Annotated in this window: 19 protein-coding genes; 8 read left to right on the top strand and 11 right to left on the bottom strand. The window is 65.0% G+C overall.

Features of this window, described 5'->3' with window-relative positions; translation table 11 throughout:
- Window positions 1–95: 95 nt before the first annotated feature.
- Together AC1DCF_RS04090 and AC1DCF_RS04085 are read right to left on the bottom strand one after the other, a co-directional pair.
- On the bottom strand, window positions 96–1,565 hold the full coding sequence (locus AC1DCF_RS04090; protein ID WP_477209928.1) for an ABC transporter substrate-binding protein: 1,470 nt from the start codon (window positions 1,563–1,565) through the stop codon (window positions 96–98).
- Window positions 1,562–2,584 carry an NAD/NADP octopine/nopaline dehydrogenase family protein gene (locus AC1DCF_RS04085; protein WP_477209927.1) on the bottom strand — a complete coding sequence of 341 codons (1,023 nt, stop codon included), beginning with the start codon at window positions 2,582–2,584 and terminating at the stop codon, window positions 1,562–1,564. Before AC1DCF_RS04085 ends, AC1DCF_RS04090 begins: the two co-directional genes overlap by 4 nt.
- A gap of 161 nt (window positions 2,585–2,745) precedes the next feature.
- Between AC1DCF_RS04085 and AC1DCF_RS04080 the strand changes: the two genes are divergently transcribed.
- Genes AC1DCF_RS04080 through AC1DCF_RS04070 form a run of 3 tightly spaced genes read left to right on the top strand, consistent with a single transcriptional unit; the run spans window position 2,746 to window position 5,773 of the window.
- A complete protein-coding gene (locus AC1DCF_RS04080) occupies window positions 2,746–3,426 on the top strand; it encodes a GntR family transcriptional regulator (protein WP_477209926.1) in 681 nt (226 codons plus the stop codon).
- A gap of 59 nt (window positions 3,427–3,485) precedes the next feature.
- On the top strand, window positions 3,486–4,529 hold the full coding sequence (tdh, locus tag AC1DCF_RS04075; RefSeq protein WP_477209925.1) for an L-threonine 3-dehydrogenase: 1,044 nt from the start codon (window positions 3,486–3,488) through the stop codon (window positions 4,527–4,529).
- 17 nt (window positions 4,530–4,546) lie between these two features.
- Window positions 4,547–5,773 carry a glycine C-acetyltransferase gene (locus tag AC1DCF_RS04070; protein WP_477209924.1) on the top strand — a complete coding sequence of 409 codons (1,227 nt, stop codon included), beginning with the start codon at window positions 4,547–4,549 and terminating at the stop codon, window positions 5,771–5,773.
- A 49-nt stretch (window positions 5,774–5,822) separates the two neighbouring features.
- On the opposite strand, the gene AC1DCF_RS04065 is transcribed toward AC1DCF_RS04070, so the two are convergent.
- The 3 genes from AC1DCF_RS04065 to AC1DCF_RS04055 form a co-directional block, all read right to left on the bottom strand.
- Window positions 5,823–7,130, bottom strand: coding sequence for a glycosyltransferase 87 family protein (locus AC1DCF_RS04065; protein WP_477209923.1), 1,308 nt, complete (start codon window positions 7,128–7,130; stop codon window positions 5,823–5,825).
- A gap of 270 nt (window positions 7,131–7,400) precedes the next feature.
- Window positions 7,401–11,066 (bottom strand): DEAD/DEAH box helicase, encoded by a 3,666-nt coding sequence (locus AC1DCF_RS04060; protein WP_477209922.1) that lies wholly within the window; start codon window positions 11,064–11,066, stop codon window positions 7,401–7,403.
- Between the two features lie 167 nt (window positions 11,067–11,233).
- Entirely contained in the window at window positions 11,234–12,253 is a 1,020-nt protein-coding gene (locus tag AC1DCF_RS04055) for an acyltransferase family protein (protein ID WP_477209921.1), read from the bottom strand.
- 103 nt (window positions 12,254–12,356) lie between these two features.
- Here AC1DCF_RS04055 and AC1DCF_RS04050 point away from each other — a divergent pair, with 103 nt between their 5' ends.
- The 3 genes from AC1DCF_RS04050 (at window position 12,357) to AC1DCF_RS04040 (ending at window position 16,414) form a co-directional block, all read left to right on the top strand.
- A complete protein-coding gene (locus AC1DCF_RS04050) occupies window positions 12,357–13,001 on the top strand; it encodes a VOC family protein (RefSeq protein WP_477209920.1) in 645 nt (214 codons plus the stop codon).
- A 124-nt stretch (window positions 13,002–13,125) separates the two neighbouring features.
- Window positions 13,126–15,309, top strand: a complete 2,184-nt coding sequence (locus AC1DCF_RS04045; RefSeq protein ID WP_477209919.1) for an ATP-dependent Clp protease ATP-binding subunit — start codon at window positions 13,126–13,128, stop codon at window positions 15,307–15,309.
- Between the two features lie 55 nt (window positions 15,310–15,364).
- The gene (locus AC1DCF_RS04040; RefSeq protein WP_477209918.1) at window positions 15,365–16,414 is read left to right on the top strand and encodes a zinc-dependent alcohol dehydrogenase family protein; all 1,050 of its coding nucleotides are present in this window, start codon (window positions 15,365–15,367) and stop codon (window positions 16,412–16,414) included.
- A 216-nt stretch (window positions 16,415–16,630) separates the two neighbouring features.
- Here the strand turns inward: AC1DCF_RS04040 and AC1DCF_RS04035 are convergent, their stop codons facing one another.
- On the bottom strand, window positions 16,631–17,224 hold the full coding sequence (locus tag AC1DCF_RS04035; protein ID WP_441790518.1) for a nitroreductase family protein: 594 nt from the start codon (window positions 17,222–17,224) through the stop codon (window positions 16,631–16,633).
- Window positions 17,225–17,448: 224 nt separating this feature from the next.
- On the opposite strand from AC1DCF_RS04035, the gene AC1DCF_RS04030 reads away from it, so the two are divergent.
- Window positions 17,449–18,033, top strand: coding sequence for a hypothetical protein (locus AC1DCF_RS04030; protein WP_477209917.1), 585 nt, complete (start codon window positions 17,449–17,451; stop codon window positions 18,031–18,033).
- 151 nt (window positions 18,034–18,184) lie between these two features.
- On the opposite strand, the gene AC1DCF_RS04025 is transcribed toward AC1DCF_RS04030, so the two are convergent.
- The 4 genes from AC1DCF_RS04025 to AC1DCF_RS04010 form a co-directional block, all read right to left on the bottom strand.
- Complete coding sequence (locus tag AC1DCF_RS04025; RefSeq protein ID WP_477209916.1) at window positions 18,185–19,882, bottom strand: long-chain-fatty-acid--CoA ligase; 1,698 nt, start codon at window positions 19,880–19,882, stop codon at window positions 18,185–18,187.
- Between the two features lie 144 nt (window positions 19,883–20,026).
- Window positions 20,027–21,097 (bottom strand): threonine aldolase family protein, encoded by a 1,071-nt coding sequence (locus AC1DCF_RS04020; protein ID WP_441790515.1) that lies wholly within the window; start codon window positions 21,095–21,097, stop codon window positions 20,027–20,029.
- Window positions 21,098–21,216: 119 nt separating this feature from the next.
- On the bottom strand, window positions 21,217–22,434 hold the full coding sequence (locus AC1DCF_RS04015; RefSeq protein WP_477209915.1) for an ABC transporter permease: 1,218 nt from the start codon (window positions 22,432–22,434) through the stop codon (window positions 21,217–21,219).
- Window positions 22,431–23,327 carry an ABC transporter ATP-binding protein gene (locus AC1DCF_RS04010; protein WP_477209914.1) on the bottom strand — a complete coding sequence of 299 codons (897 nt, stop codon included), beginning with the start codon at window positions 23,325–23,327 and terminating at the stop codon, window positions 22,431–22,433. Before AC1DCF_RS04010 ends, AC1DCF_RS04015 begins: the two co-directional genes overlap by 4 nt.
- Window positions 23,328–23,565: 238 nt before the next feature.
- Here AC1DCF_RS04010 and AC1DCF_RS04005 point away from each other — a divergent pair, with 238 nt between their 5' ends.
- On the top strand, window positions 23,566–25,074 hold the full coding sequence (locus tag AC1DCF_RS04005; protein ID WP_477209913.1) for a hypothetical protein: 1,509 nt from the start codon (window positions 23,566–23,568) through the stop codon (window positions 25,072–25,074).
- A 249-nt stretch (window positions 25,075–25,323) separates the two neighbouring features.
- On the opposite strand, the gene AC1DCF_RS04000 is transcribed toward AC1DCF_RS04005, so the two are convergent.
- Window positions 25,324–26,190, bottom strand: a complete 867-nt coding sequence (locus tag AC1DCF_RS04000) for an AraC family transcriptional regulator (RefSeq protein ID WP_477209912.1) — start codon at window positions 26,188–26,190, stop codon at window positions 25,324–25,326.
- Between the last annotated feature and the right edge of the window lie 49 nt (window positions 26,191–26,239).

Here is a 26,239-nt window from a genome sequence, read left to right as displayed (position 1 = left end):
TTTCTTTCGCGCGCCCGATGATCGACAGGCGTCGTGCCTGTCGTGGCATGCTCGTTTTCCGGCGGAGCCGAGGCAAGGAGTGTCATCACTCTGCCTTAGATGACTTCGGGGGCCCAGCCCGGGTTGGCGGACTTATAGGTATCCGAAACCTTTTTCATCTTGCTGGTGCAGTCTTTCCACGCTTCCTCCGGGTTGCGATTCGACAGGAGAATCTCCTGGAACATCACCCCATCGAAAGCCGGAGATGGCCAAATCTCTGCCCCGAACGGGCACAGGTTCGTGATCTTTCTCTCAAAACTGTGGTCGACGACGGCTCCCATGCTGGCCGAAGCGGTCATCGCCCCGGGAACAGCTTCGATAAAGGTCTGCAGGGAGCGTTTCTGATCCTTCAGGTAGCCATCGGTCGCGGAGTCGATCTCGGCCAGGAATTTCTCCTGCACACTCTTCAACGGGGGAAGCAGATGCCCGGGAACAGTCTTCGCGAATGCGACGGCGTCGTCGCCGGTGGTCAACCGCTTAAGAAATTCCTTGGCCATTTCCATGTTTGCCGTTTTGGCGTAGAGGCCGTACTGCTGGCCGGAGCCGAAGTGAAGCTTGCCGGTCATGAAATCGCCGGCTGGGATCGGCATGACACCCGTGCGGGCTGCCAGATCGGGGTCGCGATCAGCGAGGGTGGCGCCGAGGCGTCCGGGGAAGGTTGCGAACGCTGCGCGCCCGGCAGAGTATGCCGAGACAATGTCGCCGAAAGCTCCGTTGTACATTGACTGGGGCGCGTTCTGCATTACCGAGACGAACTTCTCCACGGCGCCGAGAACTTCAGGATGACCGAACGTCACATTTCCCTCGCGGTCAAAGTAGTCGTGACCGGATTGGTAGATGTACGGGGCGAAGAACTGGAGCGGCATCTGAGGGGTTGGACCGACGCCCATGGCGATACCGGAGATTCCGTCTTTGCCATGCAGGGACTGAATTGCACCGAGGTACTCGTCGAAAGTCTGGGGAACGCTGAGCCCCGCATCCTCGAGAAGGTCCTTGCGGTAGTAGACGAGCGAGGAATTTGACTGGCAAGGCATCGCCACGTCGTGGCCACCAATCATGATGCGCGTACCCGGCAGAAAATCGTCGGCCCCAATGTCGGCGACAACGTCATCGAGATTCGCGAGGTTGCCGGCTCGAGCGAAGTCAGCGAACGAGCTCACGGCGGGGGAGAAGATCCCCACATCGACCTTGTTCTGAAAGGCGGTGGTGAGGTATTGCAGCTGATTGGCGTCTGCATAGACAGTGACCTTGACGTCAACGCCGGGGTGGTCCTTCGTGAAGTTTGCGATCACCAGGTTGTAGAAGGCGAGCGTCGCCGGATCATTCTCCGTTGTGTACAACGGGATAACTTGCGACGAGCCGCCACCGCCGCGATTCGTGAGACCTCCAGAACAGGCGGTAAGTAGGGCTATTGAGGAGAACCCCATCGCCGCCGTCAAGAATCCACGGCGGTTGAGTTCACCACCGAGCAGGCGCGTTTTCAGTGACGAAATCTGTTCAACTTCGAGGCGGGTCTGTGCATTCATGACAAAACTCCTGTTCGATTTAGCAAGAAGCCTTGAAAGAGTCGGGCGGACTCTTCGTCGGCGGTACGGGGGGTGCCTCGCAACAACGTCGTTGCGGAGACGAGGGACTGAAGATTCTCCGATGCCGTGCCCAAACGCTGGGCGAGCAGGAGATACTGGGCGATTCCGAAAGCGACATCGTCAGCGAGGTATCGGTAGTCGAGCGAGGGAGGAGACGGAGTGTCAGCGAATGCGGGAAACGTCTGGAGGCATTCGACAATGTCAGTGCCCTGCATGCCCTGGTCGGCGTAAAAGCGCAGCATCCAATCCCGGAGATTCAGCGGTTCTGCGCCAAGCGCTGAGACAAGTTCCATCCGTTCACTGTCGACGGCGTCTAGAAAGTCAGCGGTCGACGGGGATAAGCCCTCCCGGTAGAAACGAAAAGGCAGCCCGTTTTCGATTCGCGCCGCGTTCAAGAGCACGACGCAGGGGTGAATCATATGGTTCGTGTTGGACAGTGATGTCGTGATGAGATCGCTCGGCACGAGGTCCGGAAAGTACGGCAGGTAGTCGGCCAGCATCTCATGGGTCTGTTCGGCGTTTGCTGCTGCGAATGGCAGGTTGCGTTTGACCGCGGCAAAAGTGTATGTGCTGTGTTTCGCCTGCGCGGCTACGAGGAACCCGGTGACCTCGGCGACACGGGGTGCGGGAAGGTTCCATTCGGTGAACCACTCAGCGACCCGGAGGGCGCCGGCGAACCCACCGGGCGCAAGGAGAACGCTCTTGCCGGCGATCTCGTGGCGCACCTCGCCGAGCACGCGTTTGAGGGTTCTGCTTTGGGAAACCACAACGAAGAGGTCGCTGTCCCGAAGGAGCGAGCCGGTTACCCTAATCGGTGCCGTGCGATCACGGTGGCTGGCCTCGTCGAAGAGAAGATCGTCGGGCGTCGCTGCATACAATCCAACGTTTTGCCCAGAATTGAACGATGCGAACGCGGCGGCGGCGTGGGCCTGCGGCTCACCCACTACTGAAAGCTTCAAGGTAACTCCTTCGTTCCTTTGTGCGAGTGCCGGAGGTTCAGCTCGGCAGCGTCAGCTCAGTGTCCCGGGAAAACTTCAATGAAGTCAATAGGAAATTTCAAAAAAATAAGAGTGGAATTTCAGTCACTCGTTCGGTACGATTCGAGCATGAGAGGGGCAACATGTCACTAGCAGATGCGGCATATCGAGAGATCAAGAATCAGATCTTGTCGGGCCAGTTGTTTCCTGACGCTGTCATCGATGAGTCAGTCGTCGCGCAGGAATTGGGCACCAGTAAGACTCCGGTGCGTCAGGCACTCAACCGGTTGGCCACCGAAGGATTCATCCGGATTCTGCCCCAGCGGGGAACACTGGTGCGGAGAATTTCGATTGCAGATCTTCAGCAGGTTTACCTGATTCGTCAGCTGGTGGAGCCGGAGGCCAGTGAGATGGCCGCGATGCGGGCGACTCCGGCACAGGTGGAGGGGCTGCGGCGACTCGACGAGGAGTTTGAGTCCGGCGACGAGCTGTTCCCCGACCTCAACAAGCACACCGAGTTTCACGTGGCCGTTGCCACCGCCGCCGGGGTGCCGCGGCTGACTCGAATCATCAGCGAGCTTCAAGAGCAGATGCAATGGTTCATGGTCGTTCGGGCCGCCGAGGGAGGCGCCATGCCACCGCGCCATCACCATCGCGAGCTCGTTGCTGCGATCGCCAACGGTGATGGCGAAGAAGCGCGTCGAATCACCGACGAGAGCATCCGTCAGTCCCGTGAAGAACTGCTCCGTGGGGTGATTGGCGAATCGGCCATGGATCTGTTCTCCTCGGCGCAGTATCGCCTTCAGTCTCGAAATTCGATCTAGAACACCAACTCTTCCGAGCCGATCCGACGGGGCCGGCGCGGCGCAACCTAAGGACTTTTGTGAAAGCGCTCTTTGTCTCCGGCAACCAATCCGGACTTGAACTTGTTGAGGTTCCCGAACCTGCCGTGCACACAGGCGAGGTTAAGATTCGGGTTCTGACCACCGGAATCTGCGGCACCGACCTGCACATTGCTGCCTGGGATGCCTGGGCCCAGTCCGCCGTTGCGGCTCCACTCATCCCGGGCCACGAATTCTTCGGTGAGGTCGTCGAAGTCGGCCCCGACGTACGAGACGTGCGCGTCGGTGACAGAGTCTCGGGTGAAGGACATGTGGTCTGCGGAACCTGCAGAAACTGTCGGGCCGGACGCCGGCACATGTGCATTCGCACCCAGAGCGTCGGGGTTCAACGGGATGGTGCCTTCGCCGAATACGTGGTGATTCCGGAAAGCAATGTCTGGGTGCATCACAACGGCATCGACCCGGTGCTCGGTGCTGTTTTCGACCCGCTCGGCAATGCTGTGCATACCGCACTCCAATTTCCTATCCTTGGCGAGGACGTGTTGATCACTGGCGCTGGGCCGATCGGCATCATGGCTGCGGCCGTCGCACGCCATGCTGGTGCCCGCCTCGTGGCGATCACTGATGTGAGCGAATCGCGTCTGAAACTCGCGATGGGCGTCAGGGCCGACATCGCCGTCAATGTGACGACCTCAACCATCAAGGATGCGCAGAAGACTCTGGGAATGAAGGAAGGCTTCGACATTGGCCTTGAAATGTCGGGCAACGCGGCCGCGATGCAACAGATGATCCTGAACATGAACCATGGCGGAAGGATCGCCCTCCTGGGGCTTCCGACCGAGGCATTTGAAATCGATTGGGCGAGCGTCGTCACCCGCATGCTTACCCTGCAGGGTGTCTACGGCCGCCAGATGTATGAGACGTGGTACGCCATGAGCGCCATGCTGCAGACTAGCGAGTGGCTCCGCACCGCTATTTCCAGTGTGATAACCGATGTACTCCCTGCGCACCGATGGCGCGACGGTTTTGAAATCGCCCGGTCGAGTTCGACCGGCAAGGTCGTGCTTGACTGGACTGAACTGTAGAAAGAGGCGTCACGAACATGGTTTTTCGTATGAAAGAGCAGCTGGTCCAGGAACTCGATGCAATTAAAGACGCGGGCTTCTACAAAGTTGAGCGGGCCATTTCATCAGCTCAGTCAGCAACGATCTCGGCGGCGATCGGCGACGAGCCCGCCGCTCAGGTTCTGAACTTCTGCGCAAATAACTACCTGGGATTGGCCAATCATCCAGCGATCATCGCCGCGGCCCGGGAAGCGCTCGACGAGCGCGGCTTCGGAATGGCGAGCGTGAGATTCATCTGTGGGACTCAAGATCTGCATCTCGAACTTGAGGCAAAAGTCTCGCACTTTCTGGGGACAGAAGAGACAATTCTCTTCTCCTCCTGCTTTGACGCGAACGGCGGTGTTTTCGAATCACTCTTCGGCCCCGATGATGCGATCATTTCGGACGAGCTGAACCACGCGTCAATCATCGATGGCATCCGCCTCTCGAAAGCAGCGCGGTTTCGGTACGCCAACTCGAACATGGGGCAGCTGGCAGAACGGCTGCGCGAGGCACGCGCCATGAAGCGTTCGGATGGAGAGATCGGTGCACGCCGAATTGTCATCGTCACTGACGGCGTGTTCAGCATGGACGGCTACCTTGCCCCGCTGCGGGAGATCTGCGATCTCGCTGAAGAATTCGATGCGTTGGTCATGGTTGACGACTCCCACGCCGTCGGATTCATGGGAGAGACGGGTGCCGGCACTCCCGAACTCGCCGGGGTTGGGGATCGCGTCGACATCTACACAGGAACCTTCGGCAAGGCGCTCGGTGGAGCATCGGGTGGCTATGTCAGCGGCCGTGCCGAGATCGTGCAGATGCTCAGGCAGAAGGCCAGACCGTACTTGTTCTCGAACTCCCTGGCACCTTCGATCGTCGCCGCGACAATCAAAGCGTTGGAGATTGTCGCCGAGAGCAGTCAGCTTCGCGGCCAGCTGCAGGCGAACGCCGCGCAATTCAGGGCGCAGATGGCGGCGGAAGGCTTTGATCTGCTGCCGGGAAGCCATCCAATCGTTCCGGTCATGTTTGGTGACGAGCAGATGGCACTGGCCATGGGGCGGGAAATGCAAAAACGCAACGTCTTCGTGACGGCATTCGCGTATCCCGTTGTACCGATCGGCCGCTCGAGGATCAGAGTGCAGCTTTCCGCGGCTCACACACCGGAACAGATTGAGCAGTGCGTGCGTGCGTTCGTCGAGAGTCGAGCGGCTCTGCTCGCTGCATAGCCGATGTCGTGCATCCGCGCGATTGTCGCCGCATGATTCGCGACGAGAACTAGCGCGCCGCGGTCGGCGCGACGCGGGAGGAGGCGAGGGCCGGCTCCGTTTCGCCCGCGCGGGCCAGCATCCAAAGCCGGAGCACCGACCAGCCGAGCATCACGATCAGCAAGGCGTTGCGCGCAGTGAGCAGGATCAGGACCGCCGGGTCACCGTCGATGAGCGGCAGGTAGAACACCGGGAAGATCAGTGTGGTCAGCACGCCGATCACGAGCATCAGGTAGGCCGGGACGCGCCACCGGTTCCAGTCGGAGGCGACGCCGACGGCCACGATCGGTGCGATCCAGAGCATGTACTGCGGTGAACCGACCTTGTTGAAGACCACGAGTGCCGATGACAGGGCGAGCGCGCCGAGCAGAATCAGGTGCGCGCTGTCGGTTCGGCGTCGTTTCGCGACGACGATGAGAGCCAGCACCCCGCCGATCGCCAGAATCATGACCGGGGTCATCGCGGATGCGGCAGCGGCGGCGCCCGGACCGGCGACTTCGCGGGTTGCGATTGCGAAGTTCTGGTAGATGTAGCTTCCCCGCGACCCGAGTGCGGCCAGCCAGACCCAGGGTGTGGAGACCGGGGCCTCCAGCTGCAATGCCCGGTCGGATTGCATCGTGATGAATCCGGTGAGGTAGGCCAGGCCGCCCAGCGCCCAGACGCCGGCCACGACGCCGGCCGAGACGACGGCGGCGGTCGCAATGACGAGCATCCGTTGCCGGGAAACGGCGACGATCGAGAGGAGAACGGCGACCGGCCAGACTTTGATCCAGGTAGCGACGGTGAGCAGAGCTGCGGCGATGACCGGTTGACGGGCCAGGAGTACCAGCGCGATGATCACCAGTGGGGCGGTGATGCCTTCGAGGCGCAGCAAGGCGACCGGGCTGAGCACGAAACAGAGCAGCATCCACCACCAGGCTGCCGCGTAACCGCTGGTGCGTCGGCCGAAGTCGGTGAGGGCGGCGATCGCACCGGCGTTCAACACCGTGGTCATCACAAACCAGAACAGCAGGTACAGACCGGGGCCACCGAGCGCGGCGAGAGTGATGGGCGCGAGGGCACCGATCGGATAGACCCAGGCGAGATCAAGGCCGGGCCAGAGCTGGCTGGTCAGGCCTTCCTCGGCCCAGGTGCGATAGAGCGGAAGGTCGCCCAGCGCACCGCCGATGAGAATGGTCGGAAGCAGCGCGAGCAGAAAGATCAGGTGCAGCAGCAGAAACCCGACGAGGAGGGTGCGCGGCCGGGTCAGCCACGCCCGGCGTTGTGACGTGAGCGTTGACGCAACGCGCCGATCGACATCCTCGAGAAAAGCTGACAACACCCACGCCCTCTGCAGCTGGTCACAACTCGCCATCGACCCCCGCAATTGAGGTCGGCGTCCCTCGGAAGCCTAGAAAACAACGTTGGGAGGAACACGATTCGCAACCGACATTTCAGGTCTCAAAACTGAGAGTGCTCTCAGTTGGGGATTCCGTCAACGGGCGCGCATCTTCGGCGCCGAGCTTGACACGTGCGGTCGAGTTACCCTGTTCTGCTGGGCAAACTCGACCGGAACGCTCAAACTCGGTGACCGCGCGGGGCCGAAGAGTCAGGCCAACAGCTCCCGGATGTCCGCTGCGCTGAGGCCGGTTCCGCTCACCGCGCCATCCGTCATCACGCTCTCGAACAGCTGCGCTTTCGTCGCCTTGAGTGCCATCACCTTTTCTTCGATGGTGTCCTTCGAGACCATCCGGTAGACCATCACGTTCTTGGTCTGGCCGATGCGGTGCGCGCGGTCGACGGCCTGCGCTTCGGTCGCCGGGTTCCACCACGGGTCGAGCAGGATGCAGTAATCGGCCTCGGTGAGGTTGAGCCCGAAACCGCCGGCCTTCAAACTGATCAAGAAGACCGAGGTGTCGCCATTCTTGAAGTCGGCGATGGTCTTCGCCCGGTTGCGGGTCTTTCCGTCGAGGTAGGAGTAGGAGATTCCCGCCGCGTCGAGACGGTCACGCGCCTTGCCGAGATACTGCGTGAACTGGCTGAAAATGAGGGTGCGGTGCCCCTCGGCCACGACATCCTCAAGCAACTCCATCAGTGCGTCGAGCTTGGTCGACGGCACATCGGAGTACTTCTCGTCGTACAGGCTCGCGTCGAGGCTGAGCTGACGCAGCATGGTCAGTGACCGAAAGATCTCGAACCGGTTGGCGTTCATGTCCTCGATCAGGCCGAGCACCTTCTGCCGTTCGCGCTGCAGGTGCATCTGGTACACCTTGCGGTGCTTCGGGTGCAGCTCAAGCTCGAGCACCTGCTCCTGCTTCGCGGGCAGATCCTTGGCGACCTGGTCTTTGGTGCGACGCAGCATGAACGGGCGGATGCGGCGGCGCAGCTGCGCGAGACGCTCGGAGTCGGCGTCTCTCTCGATCGGTTTTTGGTAGTACTCGGCGAAGCGCGACGGGCTCGGGAACAGGCCAGGAGCGGTGATCGAGGTGAGCGACCAGAACTCCATCAGGTTGTTTTCGAGCGGGGTGCCGGTGATCGCCAGTTTGAAGGGGGCCTTGAGCCGCCGGGCACAGAGGTGCGCGCGCGACTGGTGGTTCTTCACGAACTGGGCTTCGTCGAGCAGCAGCCCGGCCCAGTCGATGGCGTTGTACTCCTCGAAATCGAGGCGGAACAGCGTGTAGGAGGTGATCACGACATCTGCGCTGGCGGCGGATGCGGCGAGATCTGCCGAGCGCTTGGCCGACGTTTCGGTGATGGCCACGACGCGCAGATCCGGCGCGAACTTCGCGCATTCGGCCGCCCAGTTCGACACGACACTGGTCGGCGCGACGACGAGGAACGGGGCAGGGGCGGTTTTCTGCTCCCGCTGCCGGTCGCGGGCGTGTGCGATCAGAGCGATCGCCTGCAGGGTCTTGCCGAGCCCCATATCGTCGGCGAGGATGCCGCCGAGTTGGTTGTCGTAGAGAAAGCTGAGCCAGTCGAATCCGCTCTGCTGGTATTCGCGCAGGGTCGCGTTCACGGACTCCGGCAGTTTTTGGGCGGCGACTTGGGTCGCATCCGTCAGCCCTTCGACGGCCTGCCGCCAGGCCGAGGCCTGCGCGGCGACGAGACCGAGTTCTTGCAGTTCAACCCAGAGGTCGGTCTGGAACCGGCTGATTCCGAGCGAGCTGGAGTGCGAGTCCTGCAGGCCGCGCGCCTCTTCGATCAGCCGGCGCAGCTGCGCGAACTCCGGACGGTCGAGGCTGAACCAGGTGCCGCTGCCGAGAATGAGCAGTTCCTGCTCGGTCGCCAGCGCCCGGAACAGGTCATCGAACGGAATCTCTTCGCCCTCGATCGACACCGTCACCGCGAGGTCGAACCAGTCGCGGTCGTCGGGGCGTTCGGTGGTGGCCAGGCTGATCACCGGGGCTTCGTCGGCCTCCCGGTATTGGGGGCCGTCGCCCGGAAGCTGCACGAGAACCTGTCCGGATGCGCTCAGTTCGGCCGCCGTTCCGGCCAAGAACTCGATCATCCGCGCGCCGGTCAGGGTGCTGCGCTCGGCGAGCCGGGGCCGGCCGCCGCTCTGTTCGAAGAGCGAGTCGAACGGGGCGAGCACCGTGGCGAGTTCGCGCAGGATCTCAGCCTCGTGCGCCGGGTCGCGGTAGTTGGCGTCGGATTCCGGGGCGCGGAGGCGGAGGCGTGGGCCGGGATTGGCCGGAGCGGCTTGGAGCGCGGGTGCAGACAACGCGTCGGCGTCGGCGGACGGCTCTGCGGCGGCCTCGGCCTGGGGCGTGGCGTACTGCCAGCTCCAGCTGAGCGCGATGCCGGCATCCTTCGTGTGCTCGAGGTCGAGCGAGAGAAACGGGCGAGCCGTTGCGGGCAACTCGAACGAGCCGTCGCTGCTGGTCAACTCGAGCTGACGGCGCAGAAACGGGTAGTAGTCGGCCAAGAATGCCGCCTCGTCCTCGCCTGGAACCACGATGTTCTCGGGGGCGGAGAGAAGCCGGCGCAGGGGAGTGTCGAGCTGTGTGGCCAGCGGGGCAAGGGTGATCCGGGCACCGGTCGCAGGGCCGGTCGACGGAGTGCCGGAGCGTCGTGCCCCGCCACGAGTCGACCGGGTCGAAGCGCGCGGCGGGCGACCGGTATCCGGCAGCTGCCAGGCGAAAACACCGTGCGCCGGTTCGCCGATGAAACCGAAACTGAGTGGTTCGCGGTCGGGATCGGTCGAGGTCGAGTCGGCACCGGAATTGGCGTCCGCGGCATCCGCGGCGTCAGCGTTGTCGGCCCCGGTCAATCGCAGTGCCGGTGCAAGTTCGAGTCCGGTAGCCCGACGAGTCAGATCGAGGGCGACGGTCGCCGGTTCGGTCAGAAGCGTGATCGGATCCTGGCCGGGCGTCGTCGAAATCAGCGGAAGGCCACTGCGGTGGGCGTCGCCGAGCAACTCCCAGAGGGCGCGGCTGCCAAACCCGTCGAGGTGCATCCACTGGTCGATGTGCACGAAGTAACTTTGCCCGGCCGAGTAGAGCGCGTAGAGCGCGCCGAGAATCTTCTGGTGCTCGGGGTTATAGGTGCCGCGGGCGTAGCTGAGGTTGGTCCAGTTCAGGTTTCCGCGAATCCAGGCGCCCTTCTTTCCCATCACCATCGGGCGGATGCCGAGCCGGTAGGTCGACGGACCGGGCGTCATCCGGCTCGAACGCGTCGCCTCAAGCACCTCGAACTGCAGTGCGAGCGGGGTGCTCGTTGTCGCGGCCGGACTACGGGTCGGCTGGGCCAGCGGGGCGAGCTGGCGCTGCCAGGCCGGAATGGCGGGGGTGCTCGCTGCGGCGGCACCGCGCGAGGCCGCGCCGACTTTGGCGTTGGTCGGCGAGGAGGAGCCGGATGCCCTCGCGCCGGTCTCGGGGTCGCCGCCGCCCTCGAAATCGGGCACCAGGGCGGGGAACGAGACGCCTCGGCGAGCGGGGGAACCGCCGGCCGAGCCGTCGCCGTCGGCGAGGTCAGCGACGTCCGGGCGGCGCGCCACTATCAGCACCGCCGCCACATGCTTGCAGTTTCGCCCGACCGGGCAGCTGCAGACCGCCGAGACATTCATCACGGCGCCTGACATGCTCACCGCGAAAGACACGGTCACCGAATAGGGAGTGTCGGTCGAGCCGGCCACACGACCGAGCAGTCGCGTGCCCGATTCCGGCCACACCATCTCGACCACGTTTCCGTTGCGCGCGTAACGCTCACCGCGTGAGAAAACCTGACTGCCGACGAGGCGGGCGATCTCGTGAGTGCTGAGAAGTGGGGTCATAGAGTGCGCAGATTCCAAACGTGACGGTCTTTCATTCTCGCACGCGGCATCCGTCGTGAAGCTGGCAGTGGGTGGGGTGCGCGCCACTGGCCGCGCGTGCGCCTATATCGTCGCGTGCGCCGTCGCCGACGCGACGATTCAGACGCACGCATGGGCTGGTGGGGTCGTCAGTCGAGGCGAGAGAGGCGCGAGAGCCGGCCGACGCGTTCCACCCCGGTTAGCCAGGGGGAGGCGGATGTGCGCAGCACCGCAACCCCGATCACCCACGGAACGATGAGCGTCACAACGAAGACGAGCCAGTTCGGAACCGGCGGCGCGAACCGCAGCATCAGCCAGAGCACGAGGGGATGCATCAGCACGACGGCCAGCCCGGCGTAGGCCAGCCGGGTCGCCCCCGCGTTGAGCCACCAGTCGAGAACGGAGTGGCGCGAGGCCGCCACCCGCGCGAAGAGACTCTCGGCCACCAGGACCAGGCCGAACGAGATCGCGACAGCGGTGAGCACACTCACGACCGGGGTGCCGTAGTTGCCTTGCTTGATGTCCAGCGGGGCGGAAATTTTGCTCGCCACGAGAACGGTGCTGATGATGAGGAGCACAACACCGACCACACCGGGCCTCGTAATGCGCGCGCGCAGCGGGCGAGCCAGAGTGCCGAGCATCAGAAAAATGAGACAGGGGAGAGCGCTGCCGATTGCGAGCGGCGTTTGGGCCAGCACATCCCCGAATAGAGTGCCGCAGATCGAGCCGGCGATCGCGACGGCCCAGACGATCGCTCGGGGCAGCATCCAGAGTATGCGCAGCAACATGACCGTGGCGAACAGCGCCGACACGAACCAGAAAGTTGTGTATGGCATCGCCGACAGCTCACCGTTGACGAATGGACCGAGCAGACGGATGGCTGTCGTCGACTCGCGCGTGGCATCCAGCGGCACAAAGACGAGGGCGATGAGAATCCACCACGCTGCGTATGGCCGAGCGAGGGTGCGTGTTCTGGCGCGGAGTTCGACCACGACCGGCCGATCCGCCGACCAGAAGTAGCCGGCGAGAAAGAAGAACAGCGGAACGTGCCAGCTGTAGACGAGCGGGCGCACCGCGGGAATGGCCAAGGAATGGCCGGCGACGACGGCGGCCACACCGATCACGCGCACGGCGTCGATCGCTCCGGAACGCGCGCCGTACCCTGTCACGTTCGGTTCTTCCTACTTGAGCCCACTGTGATCACCTGCGTCGTCGATGCGAGCCTAGTTCGGCACCCTTCCGCGGCTCAATGCCTCCTGTTAGGGTCCGTGCATGGTTCAGCCGATTTCCGATTCCGAGTTCTCCTCTGCCGCGGGCGTCACTGATTGGCGCGTTCTTTACTGGGGAGCAAAAGCGCTCTTCGAAACCGGCGACTTCGCCACCGGTGCTCGCTTCGTCACGGCAATTGCCGAGCTCGCGGCCGAGATAGGTCACGATCCGCTCATCGATCTTCGGCCGGATACGGTCACCGTTCAGGTGATCACCGTCGGGGTTGGCCTGAGCGATCTGGACATCGATCTCGCACGTCGAATCTCTGAGGCCGCCGCGGAGCTGGGATTGCGCTCTGACCCGTCAGCCGTACAACACGTGCAAATCGCTTTTGACGCGGCGGATCCGGAGCCAGTGATGGATTTCTGGAGCGCGGCGCTTGGCTACGTTCCTGTCGGTGGCGGAAATCTTCTGGAACCCAACCTGATCGGCCCGACTCTGTGGTTTCAGGAGAAGCGACACGTGCCGCCACGCAATCGCATCCATCTGGATGTCTCGCTGCCGCATGACCAGGCTCAGGCACGCATCGAGGCCGTGCTCGCCGCCGGCGGGCGCCTCCTCGGCGATCGGAACGCGCCGGCCTTCACCTCTCTCATCGACCCGGAAGGCAACGTCGTCGACATCGCGACGTGGCAGGGGCGCGACTGAGTCAGGCCGGGGGACGCCGGGCGATACCGGGCCGGCCGCGCCTGCAGAAAGGTGGCGCGTCGCGGGCCCGCTCGATAGCTTGGAGGAAGCCGCACGGGCTGTGCTCGACCTTGGAGGACTTGACATGCAAGCTGGACAACAACCGCCCCAGGAAGACGCGAAAACCGCCCTCGAGCAATACGGTGTGAACCTCACTGAGATCGCGCGCAGCGGAAAGCTCGACCCGGTGATCGGTCGTGACGCCGAGATTCGCCGCGTCAGCCAGGTGCTGACCCGCCGCACCAAGAACAACCCGGTGCTGATCGGCGAACCTGGTGTCGGCAAGACCGCCGTCGTCGAGGGGCTGGCCCAGCGCATCGTCGCCGGCGACGTGGCCGAGTCGCTCAAAGGCAAGCAACTGGTCGCCCTCGACCTGGCCGCGCTTGTGGCTGGTGCGAAGTACCGCGGCGAGTTCGAAGAACGCCTGAAGGCCGTGCTCAAGGAGATCGACGAGGCCGACGGCCAGATCATCACCTTCGTCGATGAACTGCACACCCTGATGGGCGCCGGTGGCGGCGAGGGCTCGGTCGCTGCCGCGAACATGCTCAAGCCCATGCTCGCCCGCGGCGAACTGCGCCTCATCGGCGCCACGACGCTCAACGAGTACCGCGAATTCATTGAGAAGGATGCCGCGCTCGAGCGCCGCTTCCAGCCGGTGTTCGTGGGGGAGCCGTCGGTCGAAGACACGGTCGCCATTCTGCGGGGACTCAAGGAGCGCTACGAAGCGCACCACAAAGTGACGATCGCCGACGCGGCGCTCGTGGCCGCAGCATCCCTCTCGAACCGGTACATCACCGCCCGGCAACTGCCCGACAAAGCCATCGACCTGATCGACGAGGCGGCCAGCCGGCTGCGCATGGAGATCGATTCCGCCCCGGTTGAGATTGATGAACTGCGCCGCAGCGTCGACCGGCTGAAGCTCGAAGAGCTCGCGCTGAAGAAGGAGAAGGACGACGCCTCGAAGGCCCGCCTGGCCAAGCTGCGCGAAGACCTCGTCGAGCGAGAGAGAAACCTCTTGGAGCTGCAGACGCGCTGGGACAAAGAGCGGTCCTTGCTGAACCGGGTCGGTGAGCTGAGGGAGAAGCTCGACGCCGCACGCGGCGAGGCCGACCGTGCCCAGCGGGAGGGCAACTTGGAGAAGGCGTCCCGTCTGCTCTACGGCGACATCCCGGTAATCGAACGTGAGTTGACCGAGGCAGAGATGGCTGAGTCGACCGGGCCACGCATGGTGAACGAACAGGTCACCTCCGAAGACATCGCCGCCGTTGTGGCCATGTGGACCGGCATCCCGGTGGGACGCCTGCTGCAGGGCGAGACCGAGAAGCTGCTCAACCTCGAGGGGGAGCTCGGCCACCGGCTGATCGGGCAGAAGCGGGCCGTGCGCGCGGTCGCCGACGCGGTGCGCCGCAGCCGGGCCGGCATCTCGGACCCCGACCGGCCGACCGGATCATTCCTCTTTCTTGGCCCGACCGGCGTCGGCAAGACCGAGCTGGCCAAGGCGCTCGCCGAGTTCTTGTTCGACGACGAAAAAGCCATGGTGCGCATCGACATGAGCGAGTACGGCGAGAAGTTCTCCGTCTCGCGCCTGGTCGGCGCCCCTCCCGGCTACATCGGCTACGAGCAGGGCGGCCAGCTGACCGAGGCCGTACGCCGGCGCCCCTACTCGGTGATCCTGTTCGACGAGGTCGAGAAGGCGCACCCCGAGGTGTTCGATGTGCTGTTGCAGGTGCTTGACGACGGCCGGCTGACGGATGGCCAGGGTCGCACCGTCGACTTCCGCAACACGATTCTGGTGCTCACCTCGAACCTCGGCTCGCAGTACCTGGTCGACACAACCTTGACTCCCGAGGAGAAAGAGGAGGCCGTGCGCGCACTCGTGCGGCAGTCCTTCAAGCCGGAGTTCGTGAACCGGCTCGACGACATCGTCGTCTTCTCCGCCCTGTCGAAAGACGACCTCGGCCAGATCGTCGAGCTCTACATCGACCGGCTGCAGACCCGGCTCAGCGACCGCCGGCTCGAACTGGCCGTCACGCCGGATGCGCGCGCGTGGCTGGCCGAGCGCGGCTACGACCCGATCTATGGGGCGCGTCCGCTTCGCCGCCTGATGCAGCAGGAGATCGACGATCACCTGGCGCGGGCCCTTCTCTCCGGAGCCGTGCACGACGGTGACGTGGTGCGGGTGGATCTGGCGCCTGACGGGGATTCGCTCACCGTGGCATCCGCCGGTCGGCCGGCGGATGAGTCCGAGGAGATCCCCGACGAAATGTAGGGCGCGTCGGCCCAGCGCCTCGCGCCCGCTCGGGCGCGCGGGTTAGGCTCGGAACATGCGTGCAACAGTGATTTACGGTGAACGAGACATCCGCCTCGACGAGGTAGCAGAACCGAAACTTTCGACCGGCGGTGACGCCATCGTGCGCGTCGTTGCCGCGTGCGTGTGCGGTTCCGACCTCTGGCCTTACCGGGGCGTGACGCCGACGACCGAGCCGCACCGCATCGGCCACGAGTTCGTCGGAATCGTGCAGGAGATCGGACCCGATGTGCAGACTGTCGCCGTCGGCGACTTCGTGATCGCACCCTTTTACTCCTGCGACAACACCTGCATCAACTGCCGAAACGGCGTCAGCACCTCCTGCCTGAACGGCGGCTGGTGGGGCTCAGACGACAAGCTCGGCGGCTTTGCGGATGGCGCCCAGGGCGAGCTCGTGCGCGTACCGTTTGCCGATGGAACGCTGGTCGCCACCTCGCAGATGCCGGATGCCGAGCAGGTTCCCGGTCTGCTGACGCTGGCCGACGTGATGGGAACCGGCCACCATGCCGCCGTCTCGGCCGGGGTCACCCTCGGAAGCTCCGTCGTCGTCGTCGGTGACGGCGCGGTCGGGCTCTGCGCGATTATCGCGGCCAAGCGGCTGGGCGCCTCCCGCATCGTTGCAATGTCGCGGCATGCCGACCGGCAGGCGCTCGCGCGCGAGTTCGGCGCCACCGACATCGTGGAGGAGCGCGGCGACGCCGGGGTCGATCGCATCCGCGAGATTTTCGACGGCATCGGCGCGGACTGCGTGCTCGAATGTGTCGGAACGAAGGAGTCGATGGATCAGGCGATCCGTTCGGCCCGTCCGGGTGGGATGGTCGGCTATGTGGGAGCGCCGAACGGCGGTCCAGAGCTGCCGGTGCGCCCGCTGTTCAACCGCAACGTGGGCGTGAACGGCGGCGTCGCACCCGTGCGCGGTTACATCGAGGAGCTTCTGCCCGACGTATTGTCGGGGGAGATTCAGCCGGGGCGCGTCTTTGACCTGCAGCTGCCGCTGGCGGATGTCGCCGAGGCGTACGCGGCGATGGACGAGCGTCGGGCGATCAAGGTGTTGTTGCGCCCGTAGTCGTCTCGGCGGCCACGGCTCTCGGGGCCCGACCGTGACAATTTTCGTTGGTCGAGGAGCAGCCGACGGAGGAGGCCGCGTCTCGAGACCCGGCGAGCCGAACTCTGAACGTGGTTGCGTCCCGAGGCCGGCTCGCGAGGTCTTGAGACGCGTGCTCGCAGGCTCGCGCGCTCCTCGACCAACGAGATGGGGGTAGCCGACGTGGGTCGGAGTGACCTAGTCGTTCGCGAGCAGCAGCTCGGCGAGCGGCTTGCGGACGCGCGGCGTCGACTCACGCTCGAGAATCTCGGGGGACATCGTGGCGACATCCGCCAGCTTGCCGAGCGCGATGACCGAGACGACGGTCTGCTTCTCGCTCAAACCGAAGGCTTCGGCGATGGCCGCGGCGTCGAAGCCGCCCATCTGGTGGGTGTGCACACCCTCGTGCTGCGCCTGCACCGAGAGGTGGGCGACGGCCTGGCCGAGGTCGTAGGAGGCCCAGGGGTTGTCCTGCTCCGGCTTCATCGTGGCGTCGGCCACGTTGGCGATCAGCACGGATGCGCTGTCGGCCCAGCTCTTGTTGAAGCCGGTCAGCAGGTCGTGAATCTTTGCGAAGCTGTCGGTTCCGCGGCGGGTGACGATGAAGCGGGCCGGCTGCATGTTCGCGGCGGAGGGAGCCCAGCGGGCGGCCTCGAGCACGGTGGTCAGTGTGGCCTCGTCGATGACGGCGGTGGCGTCGTAGCCGCGCGGGCTCCAACGCTCGGCCAGCGTGGTCAGCAGTGGCGCGTCGGTGTCGGCGAAACGGTTGACGGTGTCAGTGATGAGTGTCATGGGTGTGGTTCTTTCCTCGCGTGGACTGATGGTGCGGGGCGACTCTGACCCACGGGATACAACCTGTTCGAGGGATAAATATTCCGAAGCTATACATTCTTCAAGAATTCGCCCGGAAGCGAGGCCTCAGCCGTGGACCGCAGGTGCAGAGCGAAGTACCGTGTACGGCATGCGAGCCATTGCGGGGACTTCACCTCGCGTAACCGGCGATGAAGCAATCGCCGATGAAGAAGCCAGCGATGAATGACGCCGGCGCCGACGAGTCGCGTTCCCTGCCACCGGGCCATCGATGGACGGGGCCGGTCGCAGCGAACGCCGCGAAACCCGTCGCCGTTGTAGCACGGGTGTATCGCACCGAGTATGCGATCTATGGGACCGTGCTCGTCAGCGCGCTGATCGCGGTGGGCTGGAAGTTCAACACCGACTGGGAGGTGCTGGTCTTCACAGTGGGCACGATCGGGGTGTTCTGGCTGTCCCATATCTACTCGGGCGTCGTCGCGCGCGAGGAGACGAGCGGCCCCCGCTGGAAGGCGATCAGCGTCGCCGCGTACCGGTCGGCTCAGCATTCGGTGGGCATGGTTGTTGCGATGCTGCTGCCGGCGTTCTTTCTGCTGCTTGCCGTGATCGGCTGGCTCGATGAGTACGTGGCCTATTACATCGCGCTCTGGGTGGGCGTGGCGATTCTCGCGGTTCTCGGCTACGTGAACTCCACTCGGCGCGGGCAGGGCTGGGGCCTGCGCCTGCTGAGTGCGGCAGTGACGTCGGCGCTCGGGCTGGCTGTGATCTGGTTGAGCACTCTCGTGCACTGAGCGCGATTTCGATGCTCCCGGTGATCGAGCCTCCCGGTGATCGAGCCTCCCGGTGATCGAGCTTGTCGAGATCCGGTGAGTCGACCTTCAGACGCGACCCGGCCTCGGAGATTGGCTCGCGTGGTCTCGACAGGCTCGACCAACGGTGTGGCTAGTCCGACGTACGCGTCAGCTGCTCCCGCACCTTTCGGCGCAACACCTTGCCGATCAGCGAATGCGGCAATTCGTCGAGCTGCACGATCTTGCGCGGCACCTTGTAGGCCGAGAGCAGGCCGCGGCAGTGCAGGCGCAACGCCTCGACGTCGAGCACGGCACCCGGCACGAGCACGACGGCCGCCGTGACATCCTCGCCGCCTGCCGCACTCGGGAGGCCCACCACCGCGGAGTCCGCGATCGACGGATGCGTCGACAGGGCTTCCTCGACCTCGGACGGCGCCACGTTGAAGCCGCCGGTGATGATGAGTTCCTTCATCCGGTCGACGATGGTGATGAAGCCGTCGGCGGAGACGCGCACGATGTCGCCGGTGCGCAACCAGCCGTCGGCGAGAAGTACGGATGCCGTCTCGTCTTGGCGGTTCCAATAGCCCGAGAACACCTGCGGTCCGCGAATGAGCAGTTCGCCCTCTTCGTCGAACCCGCGGTCGACGCTTGAATCGTCGGGGTCGGCGACCCGAATCTCAGTGCTCGGGAACGGCACCCCGACGGTGCCGGGGCGTCGGCTCGGCCCGATCGGGTTTCCGGCGGCAACCGGTGACGTCTCGGTCATGCCGTAGCCCTCGACGAGCAGGCCACCAGTGGCGGCCTCCCAGCGGTCCACCGTCGCGACGGGCAGATTCATGGCGCCGGAGATGGCGAAGCGGATGCTGTCCAGGCTGATTTTGCGCTCGGCCGCAGCCCGCACGAGGCGGTCGTAGATCGGCGGAACCGCGGGCAGGAACGTCGGCGGGGTGGTGCGCGCGGCATCCAGCACCAAACCGGGGTCGAACTTGGGAAAGAGCACCAGCCGGGCGCCCATGCTCATCGCGAAGGTGAGGCAGAGGGTGAGGCCGTAGGCGTGGAACATGGGCAGAACAGCGTAGAAAACCTCTTTGCCGTGCTGGAGGCCGGGCACCCACGCCGCGCCCTGCAAGGCGTTCGCGTGCAGATTGAAGTGGGTGAGGATGGCGCCCTTCGGCGATCCGGTGGTGCCGCTCGTGTACTGAAGCACCGCGATGTCGGTGACCGCCGGGCGCGGGTGGGAGCGGCGCAGCGGCCGGGAGGTGACGAGGGTGTCCCAGCTGATCGCACCCTTGCTCAGTTTGGAGGAGGTGAGCGCGGTGCGGGCGGTGCGTGCCTTCTTGATGGGCAGGCGCAGCGCGAGACGTTTGCCGAACGGCATGGCCCGGGTGACGTCGACCGAGATCGTGGCGCGCACGGCAACGTCGCTCGGAAACGCCAGCACGGTGTCGACGACCTTGTCCCAGACGATGGCGACGCGGGCGCCGTGATCCTCGAACTGGTGCCGCAGCTCGCGCGGCGTGTAGAGCGGGTTGTGCTCGACGACGATGGCACCGAGGCGCAGCACCGCATAGAACGCGACGATGTGCTGCGGGCTGTTCGGCAACACGATGGCCACCCGGTCACCGGCTTTCACGCCGAGTTTCGCGAGGCCGTTCGCGACCCGGGAGATCTGCTCGCCGAGCAGGCTATAGCTGGTGGTCGCGCCGAAGAAATCGAGGGCGATGGCCGACTTGTAGGTCTTCACCGCGGCATCCATTATGTCGATGAGGGAGCCGGTTGGCATGTCGATCGTCGCCGGAACTCCCGTCGCATAGGACGCCAGCCACGGTTTGCTTGCGAAGACGTTCATCGTCGGTACTCCTCGATCAGGTGCTGCAGGTTGTGCGACGGATGTCTGCGCTCGGGTCTCCCGCACTCGCCGGTGCGCCCACAGTGTCGCTTCGACCAATGGTGACGCGACGATGTGGGCGCGCGCGCGCGGGGAGAACGACGATCATGGGGCCGAGAGCTCCCGGCGCAAGGCAGCGATGAAGGCATCGATATCGTCTTCGCTGGTGTCGAAGCCGCACATCCAACGCACTTCGCGGGTGGCCGGGTTCCAGTCGTAGAACCGGAACGACTCGCGCAGGCGATCGGCGACCCCGGCGGGCAGGATGGCGAAGACCGCGTTGGACTGGGTGGCCTGCGTGAACGAGAGGCCGTGCAGTGAACCGTCAGCGAGGCCGGCTTCGAGAGCGCTGCGCAGGCGCTGCGCCATCTCGTTGGCGTGGCCGGCGTTCTTCAGATAGAGGTCGCCCTCAAGCAGCGCGATGAACTGGGCCGAGACGAAGCGCATCTTCGAGGAGAGCTGCATATTGAGCTTGCGCAGGTACTTCAGGCCGGTGGATGCGGCGGGGTTCAGCACCACGATGCACTCGCCGAGCATCATGCCGTTCTTGGTGCCGCCGAAGCTCAGCACGTCGACGCCGGCGTCGCGCGTGAAGGCGCGGAACGGCACGCCGAGGCTGGCCGCCGCGTTCGAGATGCGCGCACCATCCATGTGCAGGCTCATGCCGTGCGCGTGAGCGTAATCGGCGATTGCCCGCACTTCGTCGGGTGTGTAGGCGGTGCCGAGCTCGGTGGTCTGCGTGATCGACACGACGAGCGGCTGTGCGCGGTGTTCGTCGCCCCAGCCCCAGGCTTCCTGGGCGATGAGTTCGGGAGTGAGCTTGCCGTCGGGCGTCGCGACGGCAAGCAGTTTGAGGCCGCCGACGCGCTCCGGGGCGCCGCCCTCATCGGAGTTGATGTGCGCGGTCGTCGCGCAGATGACCGCACCCCAGCGCGGAACCATCGACTGCAGGCCGGTGACGTTGGCGCCGGTTCCGTTGAACACCGGGAAAGCTTCGACGCCCTCACCGAAGTGGCTGACGAAGACCTCGTTGAGCCGGGCCGTGTAGACATCGTCGCCATAAGCGATCTGATGTGCGCCGTTCGCGGTGGCGATGGCCTCAAGAATCTGCGGGTGGATGCCCGAGTAGTTGTCGGATGCGAAGCCGCGGGACGTCAGGTCATGGAGTTGGGTCACTCCTCTATCCTCCCGCACATCGGCACGGCGATTCTATGCGTGGGTTGCATGAAATCTGCGGGGAACCGACCCGCGACGCAGCATCCGCTTGTCAGTGTGCGCGGATGCTGCGGGTCGGGTTAACCGCGCAACGCCTCCTTGAGGGTGACCCGGCCGCCCATGCGCAGCAGCGAGTTCGAGTAGATGCGGGAACCGAGCACGATCACGACGAGAGTCGTCGCAATGAGGATGAGAAGGGAGAGCAACGGCTCCCACCATTCGGCCGCGCCGAGGAAGATGCGCATCGGCATTCCGACCGGGGCGCTGAACGGAACATAGGACATGATCGTCATCACTGTCGGATTGTCGTTGAAGAAGATGACCAGAAAATAGGGCAGCATCACGAGCATCATCACGGGGGAGGTGACCGAGCCGACATCCTCTTGCCTCGACACCATCGAGGCGGTCGCGGCGTAAAGGGCGGCGAGCAGCACGAAACCGAATGCGAAGAACACGGCGAACCAGACGACCGACGGGCCGAGGTCGGCCAGCAGCACACGTTGGCCGGTGAAGGCCATGGCACTGGAGATCAGTATTCCGATCAGGGCGATCTGGGCGAACGCCATGATGCTGTTGCCCACGATCTTGCCCGCCAGAAGCGCGCGCACCGGGATGGCCGACATCAGAATCTCGACGACACGGGTCTGTTTTTCTTCGACCACGCTCTGCGCGATGGTGGTTCCGAAGGTCATCGCGGAGACGAAGAACACCAGCCCGAAGCCGATGGCGACGAGATAGCTCATGAAGCCGTTCTGGCTGGGCGGCTCGAGCAGTTCGATGCCGGGGCTGACGGTGAGCGCACCCATCACTCCGCTCGGCACCGAGTCAAGGGCGATCACTGCGATGTCGAGCGGGGAGCCCGCGTCTGTGGCCGGCACGATCGCCGCGTCCACCGAACCGTCGCGCACCAGCGCTTCGGCATCGGCGACGCTGTCGGCCGCCACCGTTTCGAGGGCGGGGTTCGTCGCGATCACGTCGGCGGCCGAACCGACGACGGCCACCTTCGGCAGCGTGGGGTTGGCGCTGGCGATTCCGCCGGCGACGACGGAGCCGACGGCGAGCAGCAGCAGGATTCCGGTGGAGATCAGAAACGCCTTGCTGCGGATGCGTGCCATGATCTCGCGGGTCGAGACAAGCCAAATGCTCTGAACGAGGCTCGGGGCGGGGCGTGTGGTGCGGGGGCGGATGCCGGTGCTGGCGGCGCTGCTGTTGCGGCTGCCGTTGGTGCCATTGGGGTTGGCATTGCCGCTGCCGCTGCCGCTGCCGTTGTCGGTCGTGGTGGTCGGCGTGGCGTTCATCGAACGACCTCCTTGAAAATGGTGGCGAGCGACGGGCGTTGGGGGCCGAACGAGGTCACGCCTCCCCGGCCGAGGGCCAGAGAGAGAACCGACTGGCTCGCGGCATCCGTCTCGGCGTGGAAGACGGCGAAGCCGCCGATGACGTGAACGACCTCGATGCCGGACACGTGGTGGATCCAGTCGGCGTCGTCGGCAACCTGAATCTCGAAGAGCGGGGTGCTGAACTGCTCGCGGAGCGCTTCGCTGTGGCCGGCGGCGCGGATCTGACCGTCGGCGATGATGACCAGATCGTCGCAGAGCCGTTCGACGATATCGAGCTGGTGTGAGGAGAAGAGCACGGGAACGCCGCTGGCCGCGTAGTCCTTGAGCACACCCTGCACGGCTTCGACGGCCATCGGGTCGAGGCCGGAAAACGGTTCGTCGAGCACGAGAAACTCGGGGTCGTGCACGAGCGCCGCGGCGATCTGGGCACGCTGCTGGTTGCCGAGTGAAAGCGCTTCGACCGCGTCGCCGGCGCGCTCGCCGAGGCCGAGACGTTCGAGAAGTTCGGCCGTGTTGCTGCGGGCTTCGGCAGGGCTGAGGCCGTGCAGGCGGGCCAAGTAGACGAGCTGCTCGGCGACTTTCATCTTGGGGTAGAGGCCACGCTCCTCGGGCATGTAGCCGAATCGGCGGCGGTCGCCGGCGGTGAGCGGAACGCCGTCGAGCAGCACAGAGCCAGCGTCCGGGCCGGCATCGGTCTCCAGCACACCGAGAATGATACGCATCGTGGTGGTCTTGCCCGCCCCGTTTCCCCCAACGAATCCGGTCATGCGCCCGTTGCCGACGGTAAAGCTCACGTCGCGCAGCACGTGGCGATTGCCATAGTGCTTGTTGATGTTTCTGATCTCCAGCATGAGTTCCCCTTCATCTGCCGATGACCTCAGGCTAGCGAGTGGGTCGGGGGTCTGGCATCCGTCGCGGGGCTGAACCCTGCGCGGGCGGAGTGGCTAACTCCTGCAATCCTGCCGGGCGGCAGAAAAGTGCCGCGTGATTCCGGGGGTGGTGACGCTCGACATCCGGGATTGCAGGAGTTAGCCACCGTGGCGCTGGGAAGAGGGCCGGTAGGTTGGAGCGGAACCGGGGGGGAAACGCATGGGGAGCGACGGCAATTCAAGCGACGGCGAGCGGCACGACGGCAGTGCGCACGACGGCAGTCCAAGCGGCGACCGCCCGCAGCTGAGCGCCGACGACGCGACGGATGCCGACGGCGACGTGAGGACACCGCGCGCGTTGGCCTCCGATCGGCTCAGCCGCCCCGGTGCCATCCTGCCCGGACGAGCCGTCAGTCAGTCGTTCACCAAATTGTTCGCCGTCGGAGCGCTGCTCGGCGGCGGGACCGGGCTGGTCGGCGGTCTGCTGATCGGCGCGGTGCAGTCGGGCAGTGGTGGCGGCGCATTCCTGCTCATCGGTTTGGTGGCCGGTGCGGTGATCGGAGCAGTCCTCGGCCTGATCTGCGCGTGTGGCGCGGCATTCGCCGTGCTTGCCGCGGTCTGGCTCGGGGCGACCGAACGCTGGGCCAAGAGTCTGGTCGGCGCCGGGGGCGCCGCCCTGGGCATGTTCGGCGTTCTCGCCATTGCCGCGAGAAATCAACTGGCGTCCGGGCCGACGGGGGCATTGCTCATGCTCGTGGCGGCCAGCGCGGCCGCACTCAGCATCTCCATTCTTGATTCGAAACCGCGGCGAGCGGCGGCGGCGGCAGCGGCGGATGCTGAGCGTCAGGCGCGTGCGGTGGGACTGGCGGCGCACACGTCGGCGCCATCCACTGCCGGCGGGGGAAGCCCTGGATCGACCGTGCGTCGAGGACCGCCTCCGATTCCCCGGAGGCCCGACCGCGCCATCGACCCGGGGCCGGAATCGGGGGCGGCCCTGGAGTTGGAAACGCGAGATCCCGTTCCAGTGGCATCCGACGCCGCAGCCGGGGAGCACGCTCACGCTCAAGACCTCGACCGAGCGCGCCAGTTTCGCAGCGTGGCCGTGGTTCTCAGCATCATTGGTCTGATTGTGGTGCTGTGGATTCTGCTTGGGCGGGTTACTGCCGCCGACCAGCAATCGCAGCCGGGGGGTGGGAATCCTGTCGAGTACCAGGAGGAGCAGCAGTCACTTCCCCAACCCGCCGAGGTTGTCCCCGACGAGTCGGCCACGCAATTGAGCGTCATCGAGGTCGAGGCGGGCATGCAGACACTGCTCGATGTCGCCGTGGCTGCCGCCGGCCCGTCAGCGGTCTGGACGATTTCGAACGGTGACGGCACGAGCGGTGCACTCAGCGAGACGCCCGCGGATGCGCCGGCCATCGTGACCGTCGAGACCTGCGCCAACAACGCAGGGATGTCGTACATCTATCCCGACGTGAGTTTCACCACCGGGGTGATCACCGACACGTCAAGCGACGAGCATGACCGTGAGATCACCGACGGAAACGTCGCGGCGGCGGAGCGGATCGTTGCGGCGTGGGAGGCGCTCGGGTACAACGAAGACAGCGGACTCGGCGGCAACATCGACCTCGCCGGGGGAGTGGATCTCCCGGCCACGAGCCTCCACGTGCGCTACACGTTCGGCCTGGTCACGCTCGTGCGGGTCGGCCAGTGCCTCCCGGTGGGGTGACCAACCGCCATCCGCTCGGCGCGTTTGTGTGGCTAACTCAGGAAATCCTGCTGAGCGGCGGAAAAGTGCCGCGTGATTCTGCGGGTGCTTGCGCCTGACATCCGGAATTGCAGGAGTTAGCCACCGGCCCGACGGGCAGCCGCAGATGCCGGAGCCGCAGACGCCGCCCCACCGCGACGAGCCGCAGCCGCCGCCGCCGCCGCCGCAGCAGCAGACAGCGGCGCCGCCGCCACAGGAGAGCGAAGCAAGTCACCCCTTGCGCTGCGCCCGGTACTGCTGGGCCGTCGTGCCGTGCACCGCACGAAACTGACGCGAAAAATAGAACGGGTCGGCGTAACCGATGCCCTCGGCAATGCGAGCGACGGGCAGGTCTGTGGTGTCGAGAAGCTCGCGTGCCCGCGCCATCCGTAACTGGGTTTGGTACTGCAGAACCGGCAGGCCGACCTGCGTGCGAAACAGCGTCGCGAAATGTGACGGGCTGAGCCGGGCCATTCCCGCGAGCTCGGTCACGCTGACCCGGTCGGACAGGTTGCTGCGCAGGTAGCTCTTGGCGCGGTCGATGACCGTGGTCTGTGCGGTCGGGGCGCCGGCTCCCGAGGTGAGCAGTGCCAGCAGATGCCAGGCGGCACCGGATGCCGCGAGCAGGTTCGCGGAGCCGAGGTCACGTTCCATCTGCTGCACGACGTCTTCGACCAGCGTGACCAGGCGGTAGACGTCGCTGACCGTGCGCGCTGGTGACGCGACGGTGAATTCCGAGGCGGCCAGGAACTCCGACACGTCACTGCCATTCAGGTGTAACCACCACACCGTCCACGGATCGTCCTGTTCGCTCCCGTAGGCGTGGGGCACCTGCGGCGGCAGCACGAGTACCTGACCCTTCTCGATCGCGTGGGTGACGCCGTCGAGCGTGCACCAGCCCGTGCCCGAGGTGCAGACGATGATCACCGCCTGGTCGATGGGCTCAATACGCTGCAATCCATGGGAACGAGCCTCGGGAAAGTAGCCGCAGTCCGTGACCAGCAGATGACGGGTGCCCGGCTGCTGCAGCGCCTCCCTGACACGAGGTCGGGGCAGCACAAACAAGCGTTGTCCGGGGAAACCGTCGGCGATGACCATCCGCCTAGCATTCCAGAAATCAGCGTTTTGTCCATTTCTTCCGACAGAT

The organism is Leifsonia sp. 10L418 (assembly GCF_056395445.1).
This window is presented reverse-complemented; position numbering and strand designations above follow the sequence as displayed.

Bases quoted from the DNA above. Each gene is read 5' to 3' on its own strand.
- AC1DCF_RS04045 (WP_477209919.1), top strand. From the start codon at position 13,126: ATGCAAGCTGGACAACAACCGCCCCAGGAAGACGCGAAAACCGCCCTC.
- AC1DCF_RS04015 (WP_477209915.1), bottom strand. From the start codon at position 22,434: ATGAACGCCACGCCGACCACCACGACCGACAACGGCAGCGGCAGCGGC.
- AC1DCF_RS04070 (WP_477209924.1), top strand. From the start codon at position 4,547: ATGGTTTTTCGTATGAAAGAGCAGCTGGTCCAGGAACTCGATGCAATT.
- AC1DCF_RS04040 (WP_477209918.1), top strand. From the start codon at position 15,365: ATGCGTGCAACAGTGATTTACGGTGAACGAGACATCCGCCTCGACGAG.
- AC1DCF_RS04080 (WP_477209926.1), top strand. From the start codon at position 2,746: ATGTCACTAGCAGATGCGGCATATCGAGAGATCAAGAATCAGATCTTG.
- AC1DCF_RS04050 (WP_477209920.1), top strand. From the start codon at position 12,357: ATGGTTCAGCCGATTTCCGATTCCGAGTTCTCCTCTGCCGCGGGCGTC.
- AC1DCF_RS04005 (WP_477209913.1), top strand. From the start codon at position 23,566: ATGGGGAGCGACGGCAATTCAAGCGACGGCGAGCGGCACGACGGCAGT.
- AC1DCF_RS04025 (WP_477209916.1), bottom strand. From the start codon at position 19,882: ATGAACGTCTTCGCAAGCAAACCGTGGCTGGCGTCCTATGCGACGGGA.
- AC1DCF_RS04090 (WP_477209928.1), bottom strand. From the start codon at position 1,565: ATGAATGCACAGACCCGCCTCGAAGTTGAACAGATTTCGTCACTGAAA.
- AC1DCF_RS04000 (WP_477209912.1), bottom strand. From the start codon at position 26,190: ATGGTCATCGCCGACGGTTTCCCCGGACAACGCTTGTTTGTGCTGCCC.
- AC1DCF_RS04035 (WP_441790518.1), bottom strand. From the start codon at position 17,224: ATGACACTCATCACTGACACCGTCAACCGTTTCGCCGACACCGACGCG.
- AC1DCF_RS04030 (WP_477209917.1), top strand. From the start codon at position 17,449: ATGAAGAAGCCAGCGATGAATGACGCCGGCGCCGACGAGTCGCGTTCC.
- AC1DCF_RS04060 (WP_477209922.1), bottom strand. From the start codon at position 11,066: ATGACCCCACTTCTCAGCACTCACGAGATCGCCCGCCTCGTCGGCAGT.
- AC1DCF_RS04010 (WP_477209914.1), bottom strand. From the start codon at position 23,327: ATGCTGGAGATCAGAAACATCAACAAGCACTATGGCAATCGCCACGTG.